The organism is Acinetobacter sp. SFD (assembly GCF_001647575.1).
GTDB lineage: Bacteria > Pseudomonadota > Gammaproteobacteria > Pseudomonadales > Moraxellaceae > Acinetobacter > Acinetobacter pecorum.
Genome location: NZ_LSZJ01000013.1, coordinates 206,357 through 228,447 on the forward strand (window position 1 = coordinate 206,357; position 22,091 = coordinate 228,447).

The window sequence follows — 22,091 nt, forward strand, 5'->3', positions numbered from 1 at the left end:
GTCCGCGAAAAGCGGACTTTTTTTTATGGATGAATAAAAATAGAATTAACTCCCCTGCCACCAGTTTTTACGGCTTTCACAATTTAAGGCTTTAAGCTGATCATCAACCAGATCTGCCAGCAAAGCCTTGCCATCATCTTGTACTTTTAATTCGGCAAATTTGGCATTGCGATAACAAGGCTCAAGGCCTTCGGCGAACATAAAACTGTTGGCAGCCGGATAAAGCCCGTCAAATGTATTGCGCGGATTTTTCAGAACTAATCGGGCTAAAGTTTTAGACTGATCCAGCTCAGTTCGATTAAAACTGGTTTTAATAACTCTGCGCTGCCGATCCAGCTGTACATAGCTCATCATATGCGATTGATTGTTAAAATCATTGATACTGATCTCAGGTACAGGCTGTTGTGTAGCATCTTCAGGTGCTGTCGCACTAAAGTGCAGATTATAGTTCAAAGCCATATAATCCCCCTGCAGAATTGATCGCGGATCCACAGGAGCCAGCTCTACATAAATACTCTGGCTATGACGTAAATGCCATTCATGTTGCAGAATCAACCCACAAAATAAGGCGATGCTAAAAATAGCCAAATGCAAAGGAAGCAACTTTTTCATATTGTCTCTCCTTGAGCATGTTGTGATTTTGGCTGTTTTAAAATATGGGCCAGCCCCAAGACTAATATTCCTGAGGCAAAAATGCTGATGCTTTTAAACAGGAAACTTAAACCCAGATTATAATACAGCATCCATAACCAGAAGATCAGCAGCAAGATGGATAAGGCCTGAATCAAAGACTGCCGATAGGCAATTGCCCAGGCCATTAACATCAAAATAACCAGAATTTCAAAATAGCCAAGCCAGATCAGGATTGTGCCCAAGACTGGTATCAGCCATAAATCATGCCGAGTAAATTGATGTCGCTGCACAAGTATAAAGCAGAATAACCAGATTGCCGGCAGAATATAGAAGACCATGACATTTTTAGCGCCATGTTCAGTTATCTGCCGATGATCCAAGTGGAATAGAGTTTGAAACACTGCCATGGCTGCCAGTACGCAAATGCTCCATAACTGGATACTTCGGCTATATTGAGACTGCAACCAGTACCCGGCAGTGACCAAAACCACAATCAGAACCAGCCAGTTGATTGACATGGCAATGGTCATCAGATGATCATTATGAAGCACTGAATATAAAGCTATAATGGTCAGAACATGTGTCAATAGTAATTGCAGAAAGACGATCCACCAGTGTATGCGGCTTAAGATTGTGACCAGCATCATTCCCAGCTGAATCAGCCAGATCAGCGGCCAACTTTCCGTTAGTAATTCGCCATGAATCAGGATAGCCGCCTGGCCACATACCCATAGACAATATGCAAACTGGCGCAGAAAAATAGAATTTTTGACACGAATCAGCCACCATGCAACCCCAATGAAGATAATCCCCATAAAAATGGAAAAACTTTCCCAATAAGTCAGCAGTAGAACCGCCAGGATTACACCGGCAATCCAGGCACCTAACGCCATTGGGATGAAAGAAAATTTGCTCTTAGGTAACAGTTTCATCAGCACAGTACTGATTCCTGCAAACCAGCCGAAAATGAGTATCGCCAGCACAAGTAAACTCAAGGCCGACTCTTGCAGGTATTGCTGGGTCAGATCAAAAATCAGCACACTAAAACTCAGCGCCACACCTGCGACCAGCAAACTGGTTTCAAGCTGTTGCTGGCGAGCATAAAAATAGCGACTGAATAAAATTGGCAGGATCAATACCGAACCTAAATACCAGATCGAGTTCGAGTCGATAAATCGAAACATACTCAATATTGAAATGAATACAATAAGCAGAATAAACAGATAACGTAAGACCGGATAATAGCGCAGAGCAAAGAGAAAGCTTAATCCTGTAAAAATATTCAACATCAAAAAATAAGCTGTTTCAGCACGTATCAGCCAAAAGCTTTGTTTGAAATAAAAATACAGCGCCAGCTGGCTTACCAGACAAAATAAGACAAATACACCAATATTAGGCCGATACAGCCAAGGCAATAGCAACACAGCCCAAAGTAGAAATAACTGATAGCTGTCAGCACCCGTCTGATAAATCTGTCCAATGACAGCCAGACTCAGCCCCAGCATCAGAGCAGAAACAGCATCCAGACTTTGCCGCAAGGCAGCCTGGGTATCCAAGCGTATGCTCAGTATCGCTGAAGCAAGCAGTAAAATCTGAGGAATAAACAGCTGCACAAATTTCGGCAACATCCACCAGTTTGCTGCCAGCAGATATATGATACTGATGGCGATTAGCGCAATGCCAATGATCTGCAGGTATTGAATGACAACAGGTTGAATGAATAACAACGGTGAAAATGGATTGTCTGACTTATGCAATATTTTAGACATTCTAATCTGTGCACTTTTATTTGATTTTACCTTAACATGATTTTTGGCCGTAATTCCAGCCTAGGCCATAGAACCTGTCTTATCATTCAGTGTATCAATCTTAATTTTTTTAATTAAATAAGAACCTGATATATCCCATAAATGGCAATAATGACCAGGACCATACCGCACAATGCCAGCAAGTGTGGATATAGACGAGAATGACGCAAACGGTTAAAGCCCAAATAAACCAAAGATAAAGTCAGAAAATCCAGTACGATCCAGCTCAGGGTTAGCATTATTAAACTTAAATCCAGAGTGGGCGTAATCCCGATAAACTGGGGGAAAAAAGCCGCAAAGAAAATAATGTCTTTCGGATTAGAAATTCCGACCAGAAAACCTTGCTGAAAGCCGCCACGTACCGGAGATAACTTTTCTTGAGTTATCTCTGCTTGCTCAAAGAAAACCTCCCGGAATATCTGCAGCCCCAGATAGCCGATATAGAGACAGCCCAGCAGCTTGATAGCATCTAGCCATTGCGCATTGATAACCAGTAAACCTTTCAAACTTAATACAGATAAAGCAATTAACACCAGGGAGGCAAAATTGGTACCAAAAATGGTTCTTAAAGCTGCAGCATAGCCACCTTTTAATCCTACGCTGGCAACCAGTAGCATCACCGGTCCCGGTGTGGCAATCATCAGGACGACGGCCAGACAATACAGGATATATTCACTGATATTCACGCCATTCCCTCAGCTGTTATTATTTTGCTGCATAAAAAAGAGGACTTAGTCCTCCTCTTGCATATGACTCAGATGTTGACTGATGCCATCTGCCCGTAGAAAAGCCAGATCATAGCTGGCGGTGGCCAAGGCCAAAATACGGCGTTCGAACTCATCCCAAAGTGGGCGCACCTGCTTATAATGAATACCCAATCCACTATCGTCAGTAAAATGCCGGTTTTTCTCACACAGCTTTAAAGCATGATACAGCTTGCGCCCTTTGGAAGCATCATTACGCAAACGTACCCGTTTTGAGAGCACAAAGGCCTGTACCCTGGCAAGATCGGCATGCGGCAACAGTGGTACCAGAATCTGGTCCAGTTGCGCATCCAGACGCTGCCACACGGCACGATGCTGCTCGGCACTATAAGTATTCCAGTGAATCACTTCATGATTAAAACGGCGACAACCACGACATACCGCATCACCAAATACGGTCGAGCAACGCCCTGCACATGGGGTTAATGACGCAATACGACGATCTGAACTCAAAACATACTCCAAAGATACTGCAACTTTCAGTATCTGCATTACTGCACAAAATCCTGGGTCGGGCATGACTATACACGCTCTCCTCCCTGAATTGAAGCCTGTTAAAAGCCTCGTGTTTTACTCGCTTATTCACTCGAATCAAGCTAAAATGTGCGCCTTTCAAATATCATGCTACGTTGGAGTATTCCATGAACGCTACTGTAGAACAGCTTGCACCTGTAGAACAGCAAGCGACGACTGGTTGGGTTGTTGCCGCACTTTATCAATTCAAAGAAGTTCAAGATCCTGCCGATCTTCAGCAACGTCTTTTGGACCTGGTAAAATCCATCAACCTTTGCGGTACTCTAATTGTGGCAGGTGAAGGCATCAACGGTACAGTTGCAGGCGACCGTGCATCGATTGATCAAATTCACCAGTTCCTTCTAAATGAAGGTTTTAACGAAATGGAATACAAAGAATCTGACAGTTCTGAAAAGCCATTCCGTAAAATGAAAATTAAATTAAAAAAAGAAATCGTGACTTTGGGTGTGGAAGTGAAACCGCGTGATCTGGTGGGCCACTATCTTGATCCGAAAGAATGGAATGAGCTGATTGCACGTGATGACGTGATTCTAGTTGATACCCGTAACGATTACGAATACAAGGCAGGGACTTTCAAAGGTGCGATTGATCCGAAAACTGAAAGCTTCCGCGAATTCCCTGAATATGTGAAAAATAATCTGGAACAGCACAAAGACAAGAAAATTGCCATGTTCTGTACTGGTGGTATTCGTTGTGAAAAATCTACTTCACTTCTACTGCAAGAAGGCTTTACAGAAGTGTATCACCTGAAAGGTGGCATTCTAAAATACCTGGAAGAAACCCCGGCTGAAGAAAGCATGTGGGAAGGTGAATGCTTCGTTTTTGACGGGCGTACTGCTGTAACACATGGTGTTGAAGAAGGTCAAAATACCAAATGTCATGCTTGTGGCTGGCCTTTACTTCCAGAAGAAGTGGCCTTACCAAGTTATGAACATGGCGTTTCTTGTGTGTACTGTATTGACAAGACCACGGAGAAACAAAAAGAGGGTTTCCGTATGCGTCAGTCACAAATTTTAGCGGCGAAACGTAAACGTCTTTAATTCTATCTTTTGTAATAAAATCATATAAAAACCCTCTTCGGAGGGTTTTTTGTTTACATAAAAATTACAACTGTAATAAAACTCTTACCAATCCTTTACCAAGAACCTCATTTTTTTTCAAACAAGATTGTTAGTCTAATGATACGGTGATTTACATGCTAAGTCTTTCATTATTAACTGAAATTTTTAAATGAAAAGGAATATAAAATGCCAGGCTCACTTGCTCAAGATTCAGAAAATCTGGTTCATTTCCAACCTCAAGAAAATATAAAGCTGCAACGACTTCATCAAATTACTGAGGAGCTTGAACATCAGTCACATTTATTTGTCGTTATTCTGGGAACGGTTATTGGCGCGATTTTGGCGCTGTTCATTGGTTACCATATCAATACCGGTATCATACATTTTATCCTGCTGAGTATTTTGCCGGTGTGCTTGGCCTATTTCTTACGTAAAGTTTATATTTATACGCTGACGCATAGCTGATTCTGTCTGAGCATTTATATTCCAAGACTTTACCGCACCAAAAATACTGCTTAGGATACAGGCAGTATTTTTTATTTTGCCAATCATATGAATCTGACCGAATGGATTATTTCCATCATGGAGCAACTGGGCTACTGGGGCATCGCCCTGCTCATGTTCCTGGACAATGTCTTCCCGCCCATCCCGTCTGAAATCATTATGCCTTCTGCGGGCTATTCAGCCTCTCAAGGTGAGCTGGTACTGGTTGGAGTAATCATAGCTGGCTGTATCGGCTCCTTACTAGCAGCTGCTTTGCTGTACTGGATTGGCTATAAATTCAACCATGACTCTATTTTTAAATTTGTCGATCGTTATGGCAAATATTTATTTATTAAATCAGAAGATGTAAAAAAATCATTGAACTGGTTTGAGCAGTACGGTCACCGGATTGTGTTTTTTGGCCGCATGATTCCTGCTGTTCGCTCCTTGATCAGTATTCCTGCAGGTATGAGTCATATGCCTTTCTGGAAATTCATGTTCTATAGCGCACTTGGAACCATCATCTGGACCACATTTCTGGCCTGTGTCGGGTTTTATTTTGGCGAAAACCAGCAGTTGATGCATCAGATTTTCAGTAAAGTCAGTTATGTGATTATTGCGATTGTTATCGTAATTATTGCCTGGGCTTTCTACCGTAGACAGCAGCGTAAAAATCGTCCATCCTGAATACACCTCAGCATAAGGAGGTCAAAACGATGTCGCATTATCTGAAATATTTTGCCACCGTTTATCTGATCTTGGTTCTATTGGTGGGCCTATTCGTCTATTTATTTGGTCTGGGCGCTATTCTCCTGATTCCTGCACTGATTGCTTCGGCCTTTCTCAGTGCCAGGTACTTCGTTAAACACCAACACCGCTTGCCAACCCAGAAGGAGAAAAAACCACTCATCTGGGGTTCTACGATTATTGCCATGACCTTTGAGTTTATATTTTTATTTGTGCTGATCTGGATGTCCCCTCAGACAGATGAAATTTATAGAACCATCGCCTATACAGGAAGAGGACCCAATTCATTTCTGGTGGCTGTCAGCATTGCCTTACATGCCTTGCTGTTCCATATCGCCTACAATGGTTATGCCCGCTATAGTTTGTCCAAACGCGCAGGCCTGGAGAAAAACCGGGATTGAATATCTTTGCCCATGTAAAAGTCCAAAGCTAAAAAAAGCACCGTACGGTGCTTTTTTTATGAATTATTCTGGCGTGTGGTACATCAGATACAATTCATTCAGGTTTTCTGGAATTTCTTCTGCAAGCTCATCCATTAACTGGCCGTTGCGACGGAAAGTTTCCATTTGTGGATCTTCATCATCGATGCCGCTGAAGACCATGATTGGCAAGGTTAAATCAACCAGTTGTTCTTCAAACTCTTCAGTAAACCAAGCCTCTTCGTTCAGGAACATGGCATCTACAAAGCCCACGCTCCAGTCACCCAAGCTTGATTCGGTATCTGCTTCTTCAATTTCAAATGGGAATGTAATCCCTTCTTCATTGGCTAAGCTTTGACGAATAGACTCTAACCATGCTTTCACCTGACTGATGATTTCTGCAGGCACTTTCTTTTGATTGTTATCAAAAAGTTCGTCTAACCATTTGTCAAATTTTGGGCCTACTGCAATAGCACATAAGAAACCATGGGTTGCTGCGAAATCTAGACCGTGTTCATTCTGGTCACCATCTAGATACTCACTCAACAGGTCTAAATCTAAAGCACTCATCTAACATCCAAACTTAGAAAACCGAAAGGTTTAGCATAGCATTTATTCAGGCGATGCTAAATCCGAATTCGTTAATCTTCGTCATCAAAGTCATCGTCATCGTCGAAGTCGTAGTCAAAATCTTTGAGTTCGCGTTCCAAGCGACGCTGTGAAAGTAAATCATCAATCAGACGACGTTTTTCCAACGACTCTTTGGCACTCAGCTTACTGGAAGCCTCATCGAAATTAACATCATCCTCACCGAAGTTATCATCTAGTTCAAAATCTGTAGAAGACACTAAAACTTCCTCATAGTGAAAAATGTAAATGGTTTTAGCGCTATTTATCTTGCCTATAATCACAAGTCAAGTTTTATTTAAATTTTCCTATGTTAAAATTGTAAATAGGGCTTTTTTTCTAGCTCCATTGTGTGGCATGATATAATCCACCCTGCGTCCTTATGTTTTTTGACTACACATTTTTTTGGTCAAATATACATATGCATGGGTTGGACTTGAAAATAACAAATTCATCCCCACCTTAAATTACTGAATTTCATTTTAAATATTTTATCAGTGAGCTTTAATGCTAATTACCCTGATGAAATAAGTAGGCTATTCACTAAATTTAATGAGCTTAAATCGTGCATACATAGTTGTACGATTTTTTTACTATCACAGATTCAACGAAGAGTAAGCAAAAGATGAGCGATATGACTTCCCCTACTTCTCAAGTAGCGGCTCTGATTAGCCGAGGCAAAGAACAAGGTTACTTAACCTTCGCTGAGGTTAACGATCATCTGCCGGACTCCATCACAGAAAGCGAGCAGATTGAAGACATTATTCAGATGCTGAATGATGTAGGTATTCCTGTACATGATCGCGCGCCTGAATCTGATGATACGATGTTCGAGGACACTGCAGAAGCTGCCGATGAAGTTGCGGAGGAAGAAGCTGCAGCAGTACTTGCATCTGTAGAAAATGAGCCAGGTCGTACAACTGACCCAGTGCGTATGTATATGCGTGAAATGGGTACCGTAGAGCTTTTAACACGTGAAGGCGAAATTAGCATTGCAAAACGCATCGAAGAAGGTATTCGTGATGTTTTGCATTCAATTGCTTACTGGCCAAATGCGGTTGAAGTAGTACTGCAAGAATACAAAGATTATGAAGCGGGTGAACGCCGTCTTGCTGACCTTTTATCCGGTTATTTAGATCCCGAGTCAGATGAAGAAATTCCTGAAGTTCTAGAAGAAGAAACCGTTATTGCTGATGAGACTGACTCGACCAAATCGACCAAAGACGTAAAACTGGACGATGATGAAGAGGAAGAAGAAGCTGAGTCAGATGACGAATCAGAAGCAGATTCTGGGCCAGATCCTGAAATTGCCAAAGCGCGTTTCACTGAACTCGAAAATGCGTGGCTGAATACCAAAGCAGCCATTGAAAAACATGGTCGTGACAGCAAACAGGCTGAAGAAGCCTTGCAGGCCCTTGCCACCGTATTTATGATGTTCAAATTCACTCCGCGTCTATTTGATATCATTTCTGAAATGATTCGTGGCACGCATGACCAGATTCGCGGTGCAGAACGTGAAGTGATGCGTTATGCGGTACGCCGTGGCCGCATGGACCGTACCCAGTTCCGTACCAGCTTCCCTGGTCAGGAATCGAATCCGGCATGGTTAGACGAACAGATCGCGAAAACACCTGCAGACCAGAGAGCCTATCTGGAAAAAGTACGTCCAGACGTATTGGCCTTCCAGCAAAAGATTGCCGATATCGAGAAAGAGCTAGGTCTTGATGTGAAAGGTATTAAAGACATTGCCAAACGCATGGCTGTGGGAGAAGCAAAAGCACGTCGTGCCAAGAAGGAAATGGTTGAAGCAAACTTGCGTCTGGTAATTTCGATTGCCAAGAAATACACCAACCGTGGCTTGCAGTTCCTGGATCTGATTCAGGAAGGTAACATCGGTCTGATGAAAGCGGTAGACAAGTTTGAATACCGTCGTGGTTACAAGTTCTCCACTTATGCTACCTGGTGGATTCGTCAGGCGATTACCCGTTCAATCGCGGATCAGGCACGTACCATCCGTATTCCGGTCCATATGATTGAAACCATTAACAAGATCAACCGTGTATCTCGTCAGCTTTTACAGGAAATGGGCCGTGAACCGACTCCTGAAGAACTGGGTGAACGTCTGGAAATGGACGAGGTCAAAGTACGTAAAGTTCTGAAGATTGCGAAAGAACCAATTTCGATGGAAACCCCAATCGGTGATGATGAAGATTCGCATCTGGGTGACTTCATTGAAGACAGCAATATCACCTCACCGATTGATGCGGCAACATCTGAAGGCCTGAAAGAAGCAACACGTGAAGTTCTGGAAAACCTCACTGAACGTGAAGCCAAAGTCCTGAAAATGCGTTTTGGTATCGACATGCCGACCGACCATACTTTGGAAGAAGTAGGTAAACAGTTTGACGTGACACGTGAACGTATTCGTCAGATTGAAGCGAAGGCGTTACGCAAGCTTCGTCATCCATCGCGTTCTGAACACTTACGTTCATTCCTTGAGAATGATTAAGATTTGATACGTGATGTGGAGACTTGAAATTTAATCATCAGTCTCCATTTTAAGTAGCTAAGACAGACCCAAACGCCTGCATCATTGCAGGCGTTTCAAATCAGGGGGACTACCATGTTAGACCGTACACCATCTCGCGAACTTCAAGAACATCTTTGGGTGTTCCCAATGGACTATCCAATTAAATTAATTGGTTTGGCTGGCGAAGAACTCCATCAGGCCGTGAATGATATTTTTGTAAAGCATTTTCCTGACTTTGATGGCAGCCAAATGACTGTAACGCCTTCACGTACTGGTAAATATCATTCGATCACTGCCCAGCTGCGCTTCCTGGAACTAGAACAGGTTCATGCAGTATATGCTGACTTGGCAGCATGTCCGTTGATTAAAACAGCACTTTAATCAAAAACACAAAAGACACGCTTCCGGGCGTGTTTATTTATGCCCATTCAAAGCTGAGCTATGGCTTAAATATTGTTGATCTCACCCCTATTTCATGCCGAAATCATTATAATTATTGGCAGTATTTTTCATTATCAAGGACCCTCCCTGTGACTGATGCGCTGCAAAAGCCCGAGCTGATCATTCGTCAATATCATGATCTTACCCTGTATGAAGATCGTTTTCTGGAAATGAAAGCATTTACGGAAACGCGTGACGAAAATAGCCCTGATCAATTGTGGATTCTGCAGCATCATGATGTCCTTACCCAAGGTCAGGCAGGTAAACCAGAACATATTCTAATACCGAGCAGTATTCCGGTAATTCAGACCGATCGTGGTGGTCAGGTCACTTGGCATGGTCCAGGCCAGTTGGTGGCTTATTTCATGTTTGACCTGAATCGCCTGGGCTGGAATGTGCGCACACTAGTGTCTTATGCTGAAAACCTGATGATTGATCTACTAAAAAAATATGGCATCGATGCCTATGCCAAACCAGATGCACCCGGGGTATATGTGGCTGAGCGCAAAATAGGTTCTCTCGGTTTTAAAATTCGTAAAGGCCGCAGTTATCATGGTCTTTCCTTGAATCTGGATTGTGACCTGAGCGGATTCAATACCATTAATCCTTGTGGATATGCAGGACTAGAAATGGTACGCATGAGTGACCTCCTAGACCAGCCGCCCCAATTCAATCAGTTGTGCACTGAAATTATTGAAACTTTGCACCACAGCGGTTACTTTAATCAGGTAACTGTCGAGCAAAGATAAAGCCTTTGCATTTCACCCTTAAATAAATTAGAGTATTTACTCTAAACCAATAATATTGAGATAGGGATCATCACGTGATTGCAACTAAATCCGTAAAACCCGCTTTGCAGCTTGCCTATGTCAAACTCATGATGGATGTGATTGGCCGAGGTCTGGTCATGGCAAGTCAGGTGGATGAAGAAATAAAACAGGAAGTGTCTAATTTTCCAGTGAAGTTTAGTCTTTCCATGAAAGTTTTTCCGCACGGCCCGGCCTTTGTGGCGCGGGTCACTCAGGATAAACAACTGGAACTGGTGAAAAATCTGGAAAAAGCGCCCGATCTGACCATTACCTTTAAGCACCTGCACCATGCCTTTTTAGTATTTTCTTTTCAGGAAAGTACCTCTCAAGCTTTTGCCAATGACCGCATGATTGCTGATGGCGATATTTCCAATGCCATTCGTCTGGTTCGCTGCCTGAATAAAATGGAAGCCCTGATTTTGCCGAAAATGGTGGCTCAACTGGCTGTTAAAGAATATCCAAACAATCTGAGCCTAAAAGAAAAACTAAGTGAAGCGAGCAGCATTTATCTGAAAATCGCTCAATCCTATTTGAAACGGAGTGTATAACATGGCTAAACCTTATTATGAATTTTTCTGTCCGGTCAAAATAATTGCCGGCCATGCCGCGTTAGAACATATTCCGTTTGAACTTGCAACCTTGGGAGCAAAACGTCCGCTGATCATTACTGATAAAGGTGTGCGCGCCAACAATCTGCTGGCACCGATTGAAGCTGCATTTGAAATGGCAGATGCTGCAATTGTCGCCATTTTTGATGATGTACCACCCGACTCCAGTTTGGGTACAGTTCGCAGTGCGGCAAAGCTATACCGTGAAAATTACTGTGATGCGATCATTGCCGTGGGCGGTGGTTCAGTTATTGACACCTCCAAAGCGACCAATATTCTGGTCTCTGAAGGGGGTGATGATCTGCTGAAATACTCAGGTGCACATAACCTGCCCAAACCGCTGAAACCGTTCTTTGTAATTCCAACCACTTCAGGTACAGGTTCAGAAGTGACCATGGTCGCTGTCGTGTCGGATACTGAAAAGAATGTCAAAATGCCGTTCGCTTCTTATTATCTGATGCCGCATGCCGCGATTCTAGATCCACGCATGACCCAGACCTTGCCGCCGCATTTAACTGCCATGACTGCGATGGACGCCATGACCCATGCAGTCGAAGCTTATACTTGTATGGCAGCCAATCCGATTTCGGATGCCTATGCGACCGCTGCCGTCAAGAAGATCAGCACCCACCTATTTAATGTATTGGACAATCCTACCGATGCACAAGGCCGTCTGGAACTGGCTCAGGCATCGACCATGGCGGGCATTGCATTTTCCAACTCAATGGTGGGCATTGTACATTCTCTCGGTCACTCATTAGGTGCAGTGGCTCACTTGCCGCATGGTTTATGCATGAACCTATTCCTGCCTTATGTGCTGGAATACAACAAAGATGTCAATGGTGACAAAATTGCAGATCTACTCTTACCTTTGGCTGGTGCAGATATTTATGCACAAACACCGGCGCATCTACGTGCTGACAAAACCATTGCAACGATTATGACCATGCGTGACCGGATTTACAGTCTGACCAAATTACCACGTACATTACGTGAAACCGGTAAGATTTCTGAAGCCCAGCTCGATGAAGTTGCTGAAAAAGCACTAAATGATGGTTCCATCATTTACAACCCGAAAGAAGCCAACCTGGAAGATTTAAAATCAATCTTAAAAAAGGCTTGGTAATTACTGAAAAATAAGCCAATATAGCAAAAATTTAAAGCCTGATGTTTTTTTAGACATCGGGCTTTTATCTTGCAGGAAATAGCCGTTTTTTGCTACGAATGGCACACTTCGTGCAAATCTAAATTTAAAAAATAGCTAGCAAAAGCCGTAATTTTAAAGTAGATTGGCGCGCTTTTATAGAAAATTGTAGGGGGGATCGTTCGTCTCAAACGATCCTTATTAAATATGACTGATCCTTGATCAACGATTAAGAGGATAACGCCGTTGACAAATTTCTCTGGGACTCAATCGGCAGCTAAACTGCAAAAAACGCTAGGACTCTGGCACATCATTATTATTGGTTTAGCTTACATTCAACCCATGACCTTATTTGATACCTTTGGTTTGGTATCTGAAGAAAGTCATTTGCATGTTCCTACTTCTTACATCATTGCCCTCATTGCAATTTTGTTTACATCGATCAGCTATGGTCACATGATTCGTCGCTATCCTTCTTCGGGTTCGGCCTATACCTATGCGCAAAAATCGATTCACCCGAATATTGGCTTTATGGTGGGATGGTCTTCATGGCTTGATTATCTGTTATCACCAATGGTCAACATTATCTTGGCGGTGATCTATCTTGAGGCTTTGTTCCCGGATGTCAACCACTGGGTCTGGGTCGTCGTATTGACTGCCTTCATGACCGGGGTAAACTTGCGCGGTGCACGCTTCGTGGCCAACTTTAACAGTCTGATCGTACTGGTACAGTTACTGGTTATCGGCATCTTTACCTGGATGGTGTTTACCAAACTGCAGGCAGGCTTCAATGCCGATGGTCCGATCACGGCTGAACAGCGTTACCAGCTTTGGAGTCTCGAGCCTTTCTGGAATGAACTGACATCAGTCGGTGCACTGATTACCGGTGCAACTTTACTATGCTTCTCATTCACTGGTTTTGACTCTTTAAGTTCTCTGGCAGAAGAAACCAAAGACACTGAAAAAACTTTGCCTAAAGCAATTTTCCTGACTGCTTTAATCGCCGGGATTATTTTCATTATTAGCACGTATTTCATGCAGCTGTACTTCCCTTCTAATCCAGGTTCTTATTTTAAGAATATTGCTGAAACTCAGCCAGAAATCCTATTACTCGTAGGCGGTTCATTGTTCCAGTCTTATGTTCTGACTTTTGCAATCATTACAGTAATGGCATCAGGGATCTCAGCACATGCAGGTGTATCTCGTCTGATGTATGTAATGGGTCGTGATGGCGTGATCAATAAGAAGATCTTTGGTCATATTAGCCCGAAAAGCTACACGCCAAACTACAATATTCTGATTGTCGGTGCTGTGGCCTTAACGGCAGGCTTCATGGATCTGGATATCGTCATTTCAATGATCAGCTTCGGTGCCTTGACAGCGTTTACTTTCGTTAACCTGTCGGTGATTTCACGTTATGCACTGCGAGATGGCCGCACTAAAACTGCGAAAGACATTTTCAGCTTCGTGGTCATTCCAATGCTTGGTTTTTTCAGTATCTTTGCAATGTGGCTGGAAATTGAAGAAACTGCGCTGAAATACGGTTTATGGTGGGCGATGTTCGGTATTCTGTACTTGGGCTACAAAACCAAGGGCTTTAAGCACCCTGCTCCACAACATAACGAATTTGAATAATCGGTATTGTTCATCCTTAAAAAAGGCGCTTCATGCGCCTTTTTTATTTTTTTGCTTTTTTCAAGCTGACTAATTTAGAAGGCAATCAAAACCCATTTGAGTATCGACCCGATTATTTTTGTAGCCCAGTTTTTCAATAAACAGGCGACGGTTAGACAACATCTTCTGCTCTTCCGGAGCTAAACGGGCTTTATTCTGGACAGCCAGTTGATACATTTCATCCACAACACCCTGGAAGATATCACAAACTTCTTGGCGCTTGGCCTGTTTTAGTTTACGTCCCTGCCAGGTCCATTGAAAATCATCTGCATCCAGGCTCTGTCCCCATTTTTCAATACGGGCATCCAGGCGTTTCTGCATGTCGCGAAGGCTCTGCTGGATTTCCGCTTGAGTAATAGGCCGATTTTCAGTTGTCAGGGTTGCAGCACTACCGTCTTCCGCACTCACAGAAGCAGCAATGATGCTAAAGCAACATGTGATGACAAGTTTTACTAGAGGCTTCAAGGCAGTACCTTTTGCTATATTTGATGACGTTTCAAACCTAAGCATACAATGAAGTGCAAAACCTTTTATCTATTTGTTACACAAAATAAAAAAGCCACCCGAAGGTGGCTTTTTAAATTATTGTAGATTTCAGTTAAAGCGCTTTAAAACCCTGTTGACGCCAAGCCTCATACACAATCACTGCAGTCGCATTTGAAAGGTTCAGACTGCGCGAGTTCTCTGCCATGGGTAAACGAATCCATTGCTTTTGCGGGAACAGCATACGCACCTGCTCCGGTAGGCCACGAGTTTCCGGCCCCATTAACAAGGCCACAGGACGGTTTAAGTCCGAGGTATGTGGCGTTGCAGAACCTTTAGTAGTGAGTGGATAGACTGCATCCGGACCAATGCCTTTACTTGCCAGATCAGCCAGACAGTCTTCGATATTTTCCCAAATCTGCATATTGGCATATTCGTGATAATCAAGGCCGGCACGTTTCAGCTTTTTGTCATCCAGTTCAAAACCCAGCGGCTTGACCAGATGCAACTGCGCTCCGGTATTGGCACACAGACGAATGATATTGCCTGTATTTGCAGGAATTTCAGGCTCATATAAAACAACGTGGATCACAGAATTTCTCTACTTGGGTTTAAGTGACAGCTTATTGCCACTTTAATTGTTCACGCAAACGCACAACTTCACCAATAATGGTCAAAGTCGGAGCTTGAATCTGATGTTCGGCCACCTTGGATGCAATGTCCGTCAGGGTGCCCACTACGACTTTTTGCTCAGGGGTCGTACCTTTAGAAATTAGCGCTACCGGCATATCGGTGCGTTGACCATGAGCAATCAACTGCGCACAGATTTTTTCCAGTCCCACCAAGCCCATATACAGCACCAAGGTCTGGTTTTCATAGACCAGTTCACTCCAAGGCAGTTCAGGCGAACCTTCTTTTAAGTGACCGGTCAGGAAACGTACACTTTGTGCATAATCACGATGGGTCAAGGGAATACCGGCATAGGCTGAACAGCCTGAAGCTGCAGTAATCCCTGGAACCACCTGAAAAGTAATGCCTGCAGCGAACAGTTCTTCAATCTCTTCACCACCACGCCCGAAGATAAAGGGATCACCACCTTTCAGACGACAAACCCGCTTTCCTTCACTGGCATATTTGACCAACAAGGCATTAATTCCATCCTGCGGCACCGCATGGTTGGAACGCGCCTTACCGACATAGATCTTTTCCGCATCACGACGACATAGATCCATGATGGGTGCTGAAACCAGACGGTCGTAAATCACCACATCGGCTTGCTGCATCAAACGTAAGGCTTTTAATGTCAGCAGTTCTGGATCACCAGGACCGGCGCCCACCAGATAGACTTCACCTTTCGGCTGTTGCCATTCTTGTAATGCTTGCTCGATCAGGCGATCTGCTTCTGCAATATTGTCGTTAAACACCTGTTCTTTTAGCGGACTGGCATATAAGTCTTCCCAAAAAATACGGCGTTCATCCGGATTGATTATTTTAGCCTTAACCGCACTGCGCCATTTTCCTGAAAACTCGGCTAGCTTGCCCATTTCATGCGGAATAGTGGTTTCCAGTTGAGTACGAATCTGCCGCGACAACACGGGCGACGTACCATTCGATGCGACTGAAATTACCAAAGGTGAACGGTCAATAATCGCTGGCACCATAAACCGGCAATGCGGTGGATCATCGACGCTATTGACTAGGACATTTTCCGCTTCACACAGTTCAAAGACCTGACGATTGGTCTCGGCATCATCAGTCGCCGCAATCACCAGTCGATATTGGCGTAATGCAACTTCAGGATAAAAAGCTGCCTGCACATAGTGTCCTTGGCTATTTTGCACAATTCGCAGCAGACTCTCTTCGATTTCAGGTGCAATCACATGAATGATCGCACCTGCTTTTTGAAGTAAAAGTGCTTTACGGTATGCAATATGCCCACCACCGACAATCAGACAAGGTTGCTGCTGCAACTTTAACGAGATTGGAAAAATATCCACGAACTACCTCAAAATTTTAAATCTGACTGTCTATGCAATTTTCATGCACATTTATAGGGATGCAAAGATCGACAATTAGTCGATATAAGTCGCACCACCCATATATGGACGTAATACTTCAGGAATCTCAATCGAGCCATCGGCGCGCTGATAGTTTTCCATCACTGCAAGTAAAGTACGACCCACGGCCAGACCTGAACCATTCAAGGTATGCACAAATTCAGTTTTCTTCTGATCAGCACGGTAACGCGCTTTCATGCGACGCGCCTGGAAGTCCCCCATGTTTGAGCATGAAGAAATTTCACGATAGGTACTTTGGCTTGGTACCCAAACTTCTAGGTCATAAGTCTTGGTCGCGCCAAAGCCCATATCACCACCACACAGGATGATCTTACGGTATGGAAGACCTAATGCCTGCAAAATACCTTCTGCATGACCAGTTAATTCTTCTAGTGCCTGCATCGAGGTTTCAGGTTTTACAATCTGAACCATTTCCACTTTGTCAAATTGATGCTGACGGATTAAACCACGCGTATCACGACCATAAGAACCAGCTTCACTGCGGAAACATGGCGTATGCGCCGCATATTTCAGTGGCAGACGGTCTGCATCAATAATTTCATCACGCACAAAATTCGTTACTGGCACTTCAGCAGTCGGAATCAGATAAAATTCTTTTTCGCCCTGCAGTTTAAACAGATCTTCTTCAAATTTTGGCAGCTGACCAGTCCCACGCAATGAATCTGCATTGACCAGATAAGGCACATAGGCTTCGGTATAGCCATTTTGGTCTGTGTGTGTATTCAGCATGAACTGGGTAAGAGCACGCTGTAAACGTGCCAATGGACCTTTCAGTACGCTAAAACGTGAACCGGTCAATTTGGTAGCGGTTTCAAATTCCAGACCGCCCATCATTTCGCCAAGATCAGTATGGTCTTTGATTTCGAAATCAAATTCACGTGGCGTACCCCATTTCAGGATTTCCACGTTATCGCTTTCATCTTTACCTGCCGGTACAGATTCGTCTGGCAAGTTTGGAATAGACAATGATTTTTCTTCAAGCTCAGCTTGCAGTTCAGCCAGTGCAGCTTCAGCAGCTTTGATTTCATCACCAATCGCTGACATACGTGCCATGATTTCAGATGCGTCACCGCCGGCTTTTTTAATTTGACCAACTTGTTTCGCACCCGCATTACGCTCAGCTTGTAGCGATTCAGTTTTGGATTGAATTTCTTTGCGGCGAGCTTCAAGTGCAGCCCACTCTTCGACATTCAGTTGAACACCACGTTTTGCCAAGGCTAAATTTACAGCCTCAATATTATTTCTGAGTAATTTCGGGTCGATCATAGCCAATCTTTTGTTAAGAAAAAAACTGGCTATAGTGTAAGCTCTTAACGTCAAAAAATACAGCGACCAGAACCCAAGCTTCGCCCTATTAGCACAATATTTAGGAAGTTGTCTGCTGCAAAATGGCCCAATATTCTGGCCGAATCACTTTTTTTAAATCTGCATAGGGTACTTTTAATTCAGGCATGCCTGCAGCTGTCGGAGCCAACTCACCCGCCGGATACACTATCACCAGACCAGAGCTGTCAAAATAATAGTTATCACTCAGCTTTAACTGTTGCAGTTGAATCCCTTGTTTATTCAACCATGGGGCATTGGCACGATACATCACCTCAAGCAGTTTCTGTTCGCTGCCATTGAACAAAAATTGATGTAAAGCCAGACGTTTTTTCTGCTGTAAATCAAAATTGATATATTCAGTATGAGTCATCGGTTGAGCATGATTCCGAGGTAAATTGGAACTTTTTAAGGCAAAAGTCGCCAGATGAGCGCGCTGAGCCATAAATTCCACCTTGATCGTCCGCTGATCCAGATAATGCGTTTCATGGGCTTTTTTAGGATTTTTCTGGATAACTTTAATGAATGCAACAGGTTCGGTATGCTGAATGCGCTCAACAAAATATTGATTAATCCAGTCAATATTGGTGTCTACCGTCTGCAAATCAAAGCGTATACACCCCTCTATTTCACACACCACTTTGGCCGCCCCCTTGAGTGGAACTGCTTCAGTTTCAATCTGCACATTCTGGTCTGTTTCAGGAATAGCAACTGAACTGGATTGAGGCTGACAACCCAGTATGCCCAGACCAATCAAGAACACTAGATACACCCTGAAAATTTTAAACCGATTGATCTTCATACTGAGCTCCTAAAATTTTGCAATTTCATTGACTCGACTTTTATTTATTTTAAGATGCGCTGCCATCCAGATATAGCTAAACCTTGTATCCAGTCCAACCTTATCCTGATCTCTGGCAATAAAAAAGCAACCTGAATAGGTTGCTTTTATCGGTTCATTTTAAAGTTTATTGATCAATGATGTCTGTACCCTTGGGGGGGATAAAGTTAAAAGTAGAAGCAGGAATGCTGCTATTCACTTTTACATTGTTAAATTTGATTGTGGTGGTTTGCCCCAATGAATCCTGCAAGATCATCAAATTTGGTGCTTTATTCATTCCAAAACTGATCGTCAAGCTTTCAAATACCCCATCGGTATTTTTAGGATAAAGCGTGTAATAGGTTTTACCCTTATTTGGCTGAGTGACCCGGTAAGACTGCATAATCTGGCTGGTGTTTCCTGACAGCAATAATGCCGGTGTGTTGGCCACCTGTTCATCTAGACTTTGACGAACCGCCTGCTGCAAATCAGGATCATAAATCCACACAGTTTTACCCGTAGTTGCAATTACCTGCTTGGATGGTGCAGTTGTTTCCCAATAGAATTTACCCGGACGCTCGACTTTCATCACCCCTTTAAAGGTTTGATTCATATGCTGTGCAGTCAGACCTTTCTTCTGAGTTGCTCTCGGGTTAGTCACCTTGGAGCTTTGTTCGAAGTTTGCCGTCATACTACGCACATGATTAAGCTGTTTCACCAGACTTGCAGTTGCCTGCTGCTCCGAAGCTGCTACAGGGGCAGCAAACACGGTTGTACTCATCACCGGAGCTAAAGTCACTGCACCCAGCGCCATCGCACAGACGGTTTTACGAAGCATATTCATAATTTCACCCTTATATTTTGCGTCATCGCAATTTATTTGATAACTCATCTTAAACGAAAATTAAAAGCTAAAATGATAGAAAATAAGAACTTTTGTATTGTTATTAATTCGAAACCGGTTTTTTTGTTCATCATCATGAAGATTTCAGAACAATTTTTACATTATGGAATGTCACTTAACCTGAACATTAATTTTCAGGCATAAAAAAACCCACAAAAATTGTGGGCTTTTTTTCTATCTCAGCGGATTACGCGTCAACAGATACGTAGCGACGGCCAAATTGACCTTTCACTTCGAATTTTACTACGCCATCAGCAGTAGCAAATAATGTATGGTCACGGCCCATACCTACGTTTTGACCAGCGTGGAATTCAGTACCACGTTGACGCACGATGATGTTACCTGCAGTTACAGTTTGACCACCGTAAACTTTAACACCTAACATCTTAGGATTCGAATCACGACCGTTCTTAGTCGAACCACCGGCTTTTTTAGTTGCCATGTCTATTTACTCCTCGTAATTAGCCTGAAATAGCTGTAATTTTCAACTCAGTGAACCATTGACGGTGACCTTGTTGTTTACGGTAGTGTTTACGACGACGCATTTTAACAATACGGATTTTGTCGTGACGACCATGGCTAACTACTTCAGCAGTTACAGTAGCACCAGCAACAACTGGAGCACCGATTTGAATGCTTTCACCGTTAACAAGCATCAATACGTCATCAAACGTAATAGTCGCGCCAGTTTCAGCTTTCAATAATTCTACTTTAAGGGTTTCACCCTCAACTACACGGTGCTGTTTACCACCGCTTTGGATTACTGCGTACATAATGTACTCCAAACTAACCCGTGTCGTCGTGCCGATAAAGGAATATATCGAACTTAAGACGTACGCCACTGGGGGGATATCTAAGGGCGAGGATTTTAAGGGATATTCAAAAAAACAACAAGCCATTTTACTGAAATAATAATGACCCGTTTACGCTAATTATTTAACTATTAAATATTTTCTATCAAATCAAGCACTCAAGATATATTCAGCAACAAAATACTACAGCAGAAATCTGGCACATTTGATTAATATACTCAGCCGAATGAATGGGGTGCGTCCTGACCTTTTGTGATTTTTTATGGCTCGAAATAGGGAGCAATTTCTCTTAAGATCTATAAAAAGCTGATTTTTAGTGGAGTTTATGCATTTCTTAGGTTTCACTCATGTTATAAATTGTTAAACTACGTCCAGCGATTTACCAGACCAGAGGTTTTCTTTCACATGACCATCGACTTTAAGCAAGACATTCTCGCTCCTGTTGCTAACGACTTTGCTGCGATGGACACATTCATTAATGAAGGAATTACCTCAAAAGTTGCGTTGGTGATGGCCGTCAGCAAACACGTGGTAGAAGCCGGTGGCAAACGTATGCGCCCGATTATGTGTCTTCTGGCTGCCAAGGCGTGTGGTGCTGAAAATTTGGAACCGCACCGTAAACTGGCTGCAATCATTGAAATGCTGCATACCGCAACACTGGTGCATGATGATGTAGTCGATGAATCAGGTCTGCGTCGCGGTCGCCCAACTGCAAATGCGACCTGGAATAACCAGACTGCTGTTCTAGTCGGTGACTTTCTGATTTCACGTGCTTTTGATTTGCTGGTCGATCTGAACAATATGGTATTGCTCAAGGATTTCTCGACCGGTACCTGTGAAATTGCTGAGGGTGAAGTGCTGCAACTGCAATCCCAGCATCAGCCGGAAACCACTGAAGCGACTTATTTGAATATTATTCATGGCAAGACCTCGCGTCTGTTTGAACTGGCCACCGAAGGGGCTGCCATTTTGTCGGATAAAAGTGAATTCCGTCAGCCTTTAAAAACCTTTGCCGGACATTTCGGTAATGCTTTCCAGATTATAGATGACATTTTGGACTACACCTCCGATGCGGACACGCTCGGTAAAAATATCGGTGATGATCTGATGGAGGGCAAGCCCACCCTGCCATTGATTGCGGCACTGAAAAACACCACCGGTGAGCAACATGAAATCATCCGTCGCAGTATTGCAACTGGTGGCACAGAACATCTGGAGCAGGTCATTCATATTGTTAATGAATCTGGTGCACTGGATTATTGCCGTCAACGTGCGACTGAAGAAACTGAAATCGCAATCAATGCCCTGCAGGCCTTACCTGACTCTGAATACCGTCAAGCCCTGATTAATCTGGCCAAACTGGCCCTACACCGAATTCAGTAATTTTTA

25 protein-coding genes are annotated in these 22,091 nt (G+C 43.3%); 11 read left to right on the forward strand and 14 right to left on the reverse strand.

Going from position 1 to position 22,091, the window contains the following annotated elements; translation table 11 throughout:
• Positions 1–45: 45 nt before the first annotated feature.
• The 4 genes from AY605_RS10535 to AY605_RS10550 all read right to left on the reverse strand — a co-directional run bounded on the left by AY605_RS10535 (position 46) and on the right by AY605_RS10550 (position 3,658).
• The gene (locus AY605_RS10535) at positions 46–612 is read right to left on the reverse strand and encodes a GDYXXLXY domain-containing protein (protein ID WP_064096352.1); all 567 of its coding nucleotides are present in this window, start codon (positions 610–612) and stop codon (positions 46–48) included.
• Entirely contained in the window at positions 609–2,402 is a 1,794-nt protein-coding gene (locus AY605_RS10540) for a DUF2157 domain-containing protein (RefSeq protein WP_064096353.1), read from the reverse strand. Before AY605_RS10540 ends, AY605_RS10535 begins: the two co-directional genes overlap by 4 nt.
• A gap of 113 nt (positions 2,403–2,515) precedes the next feature.
• Positions 2,516–3,127 carry a LysE family translocator gene (locus AY605_RS10545; RefSeq protein WP_064096354.1) on the reverse strand — a complete coding sequence of 204 codons (612 nt, stop codon included), beginning with the start codon at positions 3,125–3,127 and terminating at the stop codon, positions 2,516–2,518.
• Positions 3,128–3,172: 45 nt separating this feature from the next.
• Positions 3,173–3,658 (reverse strand): DUF1289 domain-containing protein, encoded by a 486-nt coding sequence (locus AY605_RS10550; protein WP_064096476.1) that lies wholly within the window; start codon positions 3,656–3,658, stop codon positions 3,173–3,175.
• A 188-nt stretch (positions 3,659–3,846) separates the two neighbouring features.
• Here AY605_RS10550 and AY605_RS10555 point away from each other — a divergent pair, with 188 nt between their 5' ends.
• The 4 genes from AY605_RS10555 (at position 3,847) to AY605_RS10570 (ending at position 6,431) form a co-directional block, all read left to right on the forward strand.
• A complete protein-coding gene (locus tag AY605_RS10555) occupies positions 3,847–4,779 on the forward strand; it encodes a rhodanese-related sulfurtransferase (RefSeq protein WP_005265894.1) in 933 nt (310 codons plus the stop codon).
• Between the two features lie 207 nt (positions 4,780–4,986).
• Entirely contained in the window at positions 4,987–5,265 is a 279-nt protein-coding gene (locus AY605_RS10560) for a hypothetical protein (RefSeq protein WP_064096355.1), read from the forward strand.
• Positions 5,266–5,352: 87 nt separating this feature from the next.
• A complete protein-coding gene (locus AY605_RS10565) occupies positions 5,353–5,970 on the forward strand; it encodes a DedA family protein (RefSeq protein ID WP_064096356.1) in 618 nt (205 codons plus the stop codon).
• 29 nt (positions 5,971–5,999) lie between these two features.
• Positions 6,000–6,431, forward strand: coding sequence for an ABZJ_00895 family protein (locus AY605_RS10570; RefSeq protein ID WP_064096357.1), 432 nt, complete (start codon positions 6,000–6,002; stop codon positions 6,429–6,431).
• A gap of 63 nt (positions 6,432–6,494) precedes the next feature.
• Here the strand turns inward: AY605_RS10570 and AY605_RS10575 are convergent, their stop codons facing one another.
• Positions 6,495–7,019, reverse strand: coding sequence for a YecA family protein (locus AY605_RS10575; RefSeq protein ID WP_064096358.1), 525 nt, complete (start codon positions 7,017–7,019; stop codon positions 6,495–6,497).
• A 71-nt stretch (positions 7,020–7,090) separates the two neighbouring features.
• A complete protein-coding gene (locus tag AY605_RS10580; RefSeq protein ID WP_064096359.1) occupies positions 7,091–7,297 on the reverse strand; it encodes a PA3496 family putative envelope integrity protein in 207 nt (68 codons plus the stop codon).
• A 374-nt stretch (positions 7,298–7,671) separates the two neighbouring features.
• Here AY605_RS10580 and rpoD point away from each other — a divergent pair, with 374 nt between their 5' ends.
• The 6 genes from rpoD to AY605_RS10610 all read left to right on the forward strand — a co-directional run bounded on the left by rpoD (position 7,672) and on the right by AY605_RS10610 (position 14,243).
• The gene (rpoD, locus tag AY605_RS10585; RefSeq protein WP_265732885.1) at positions 7,672–9,585 is read left to right on the forward strand and encodes an RNA polymerase sigma factor RpoD; all 1,914 of its coding nucleotides are present in this window, start codon (positions 7,672–7,674) and stop codon (positions 9,583–9,585) included.
• 114 nt (positions 9,586–9,699) lie between these two features.
• Positions 9,700–9,987 carry a YbeD family protein gene (locus tag AY605_RS10590; protein ID WP_064096361.1) on the forward strand — a complete coding sequence of 96 codons (288 nt, stop codon included), beginning with the start codon at positions 9,700–9,702 and terminating at the stop codon, positions 9,985–9,987.
• A gap of 149 nt (positions 9,988–10,136) precedes the next feature.
• Positions 10,137–10,796 (forward strand): lipoyl(octanoyl) transferase LipB, encoded by a 660-nt coding sequence (gene lipB / locus AY605_RS10595; protein WP_064096362.1) that lies wholly within the window; start codon positions 10,137–10,139, stop codon positions 10,794–10,796.
• Between the two features lie 74 nt (positions 10,797–10,870).
• Positions 10,871–11,404 (forward strand): hypothetical protein, encoded by a 534-nt coding sequence (locus AY605_RS10600; RefSeq protein WP_064096363.1) that lies wholly within the window; start codon positions 10,871–10,873, stop codon positions 11,402–11,404.
• Between the two features lies 1 nt (position 11,405).
• On the forward strand, positions 11,406–12,590 hold the full coding sequence (locus AY605_RS10605) for an iron-containing alcohol dehydrogenase (protein WP_064096364.1): 1,185 nt from the start codon (positions 11,406–11,408) through the stop codon (positions 12,588–12,590).
• A 264-nt stretch (positions 12,591–12,854) separates the two neighbouring features.
• Positions 12,855–14,243 (forward strand): APC family permease, encoded by a 1,389-nt coding sequence (locus tag AY605_RS10610; protein WP_064096365.1) that lies wholly within the window; start codon positions 12,855–12,857, stop codon positions 14,241–14,243.
• Between the two features lie 69 nt (positions 14,244–14,312).
• On the opposite strand, the gene AY605_RS10615 is transcribed toward AY605_RS10610, so the two are convergent.
• The 8 genes from AY605_RS10615 to rplU all read right to left on the reverse strand — a co-directional run bounded on the left by AY605_RS10615 (position 14,313) and on the right by rplU (position 20,663).
• Positions 14,313–14,792: a hypothetical protein gene (locus tag AY605_RS10615; RefSeq protein WP_064096366.1), complete on the reverse strand. Its 480-nt coding sequence runs from the start codon at positions 14,790–14,792 to the stop codon at positions 14,313–14,315.
• Between the two features lie 88 nt (positions 14,793–14,880).
• Positions 14,881–15,357, reverse strand: coding sequence for a tRNA (cytidine(34)-2'-O)-methyltransferase (locus tag AY605_RS10620; protein ID WP_064096367.1), 477 nt, complete (start codon positions 15,355–15,357; stop codon positions 14,881–14,883).
• Positions 15,358–15,388: 31 nt separating this feature from the next.
• Positions 15,389–16,762 (reverse strand): siroheme synthase CysG, encoded by a 1,374-nt coding sequence (gene cysG / locus AY605_RS10625; protein WP_064096368.1) that lies wholly within the window; start codon positions 16,760–16,762, stop codon positions 15,389–15,391.
• 75 nt (positions 16,763–16,837) lie between these two features.
• Positions 16,838–18,109: a serine--tRNA ligase gene (gene serS / locus AY605_RS10630; RefSeq protein ID WP_064096369.1), complete on the reverse strand. Its 1,272-nt coding sequence runs from the start codon at positions 18,107–18,109 to the stop codon at positions 16,838–16,840.
• 100 nt (positions 18,110–18,209) lie between these two features.
• On the reverse strand, positions 18,210–18,968 hold the full coding sequence (locus AY605_RS10635; RefSeq protein WP_064096370.1) for an RsiV family protein: 759 nt from the start codon (positions 18,966–18,968) through the stop codon (positions 18,210–18,212).
• 166 nt (positions 18,969–19,134) lie between these two features.
• The gene (gene lolA, locus AY605_RS10640) at positions 19,135–19,830 is read right to left on the reverse strand and encodes an outer membrane lipoprotein chaperone LolA (protein WP_064096371.1); all 696 of its coding nucleotides are present in this window, start codon (positions 19,828–19,830) and stop codon (positions 19,135–19,137) included.
• A 247-nt stretch (positions 19,831–20,077) separates the two neighbouring features.
• The gene (rpmA, locus tag AY605_RS10645) at positions 20,078–20,332 is read right to left on the reverse strand and encodes a 50S ribosomal protein L27 (protein ID WP_004280639.1); all 255 of its coding nucleotides are present in this window, start codon (positions 20,330–20,332) and stop codon (positions 20,078–20,080) included.
• 19 nt (positions 20,333–20,351) lie between these two features.
• Positions 20,352–20,663 carry a 50S ribosomal protein L21 gene (gene rplU, locus AY605_RS10650; RefSeq protein ID WP_004651211.1) on the reverse strand — a complete coding sequence of 104 codons (312 nt, stop codon included), beginning with the start codon at positions 20,661–20,663 and terminating at the stop codon, positions 20,352–20,354.
• A gap of 444 nt (positions 20,664–21,107) precedes the next feature.
• Between rplU and sdsA the strand changes: the two genes are divergently transcribed.
• Positions 21,108–22,085: an All-trans-nonaprenyl-diphosphate synthase gene (gene sdsA, locus AY605_RS10655; protein ID WP_064096372.1), complete on the forward strand. Its 978-nt coding sequence runs from the start codon at positions 21,108–21,110 to the stop codon at positions 22,083–22,085.
• Positions 22,086–22,091: the final 6 nt, after the last annotated feature.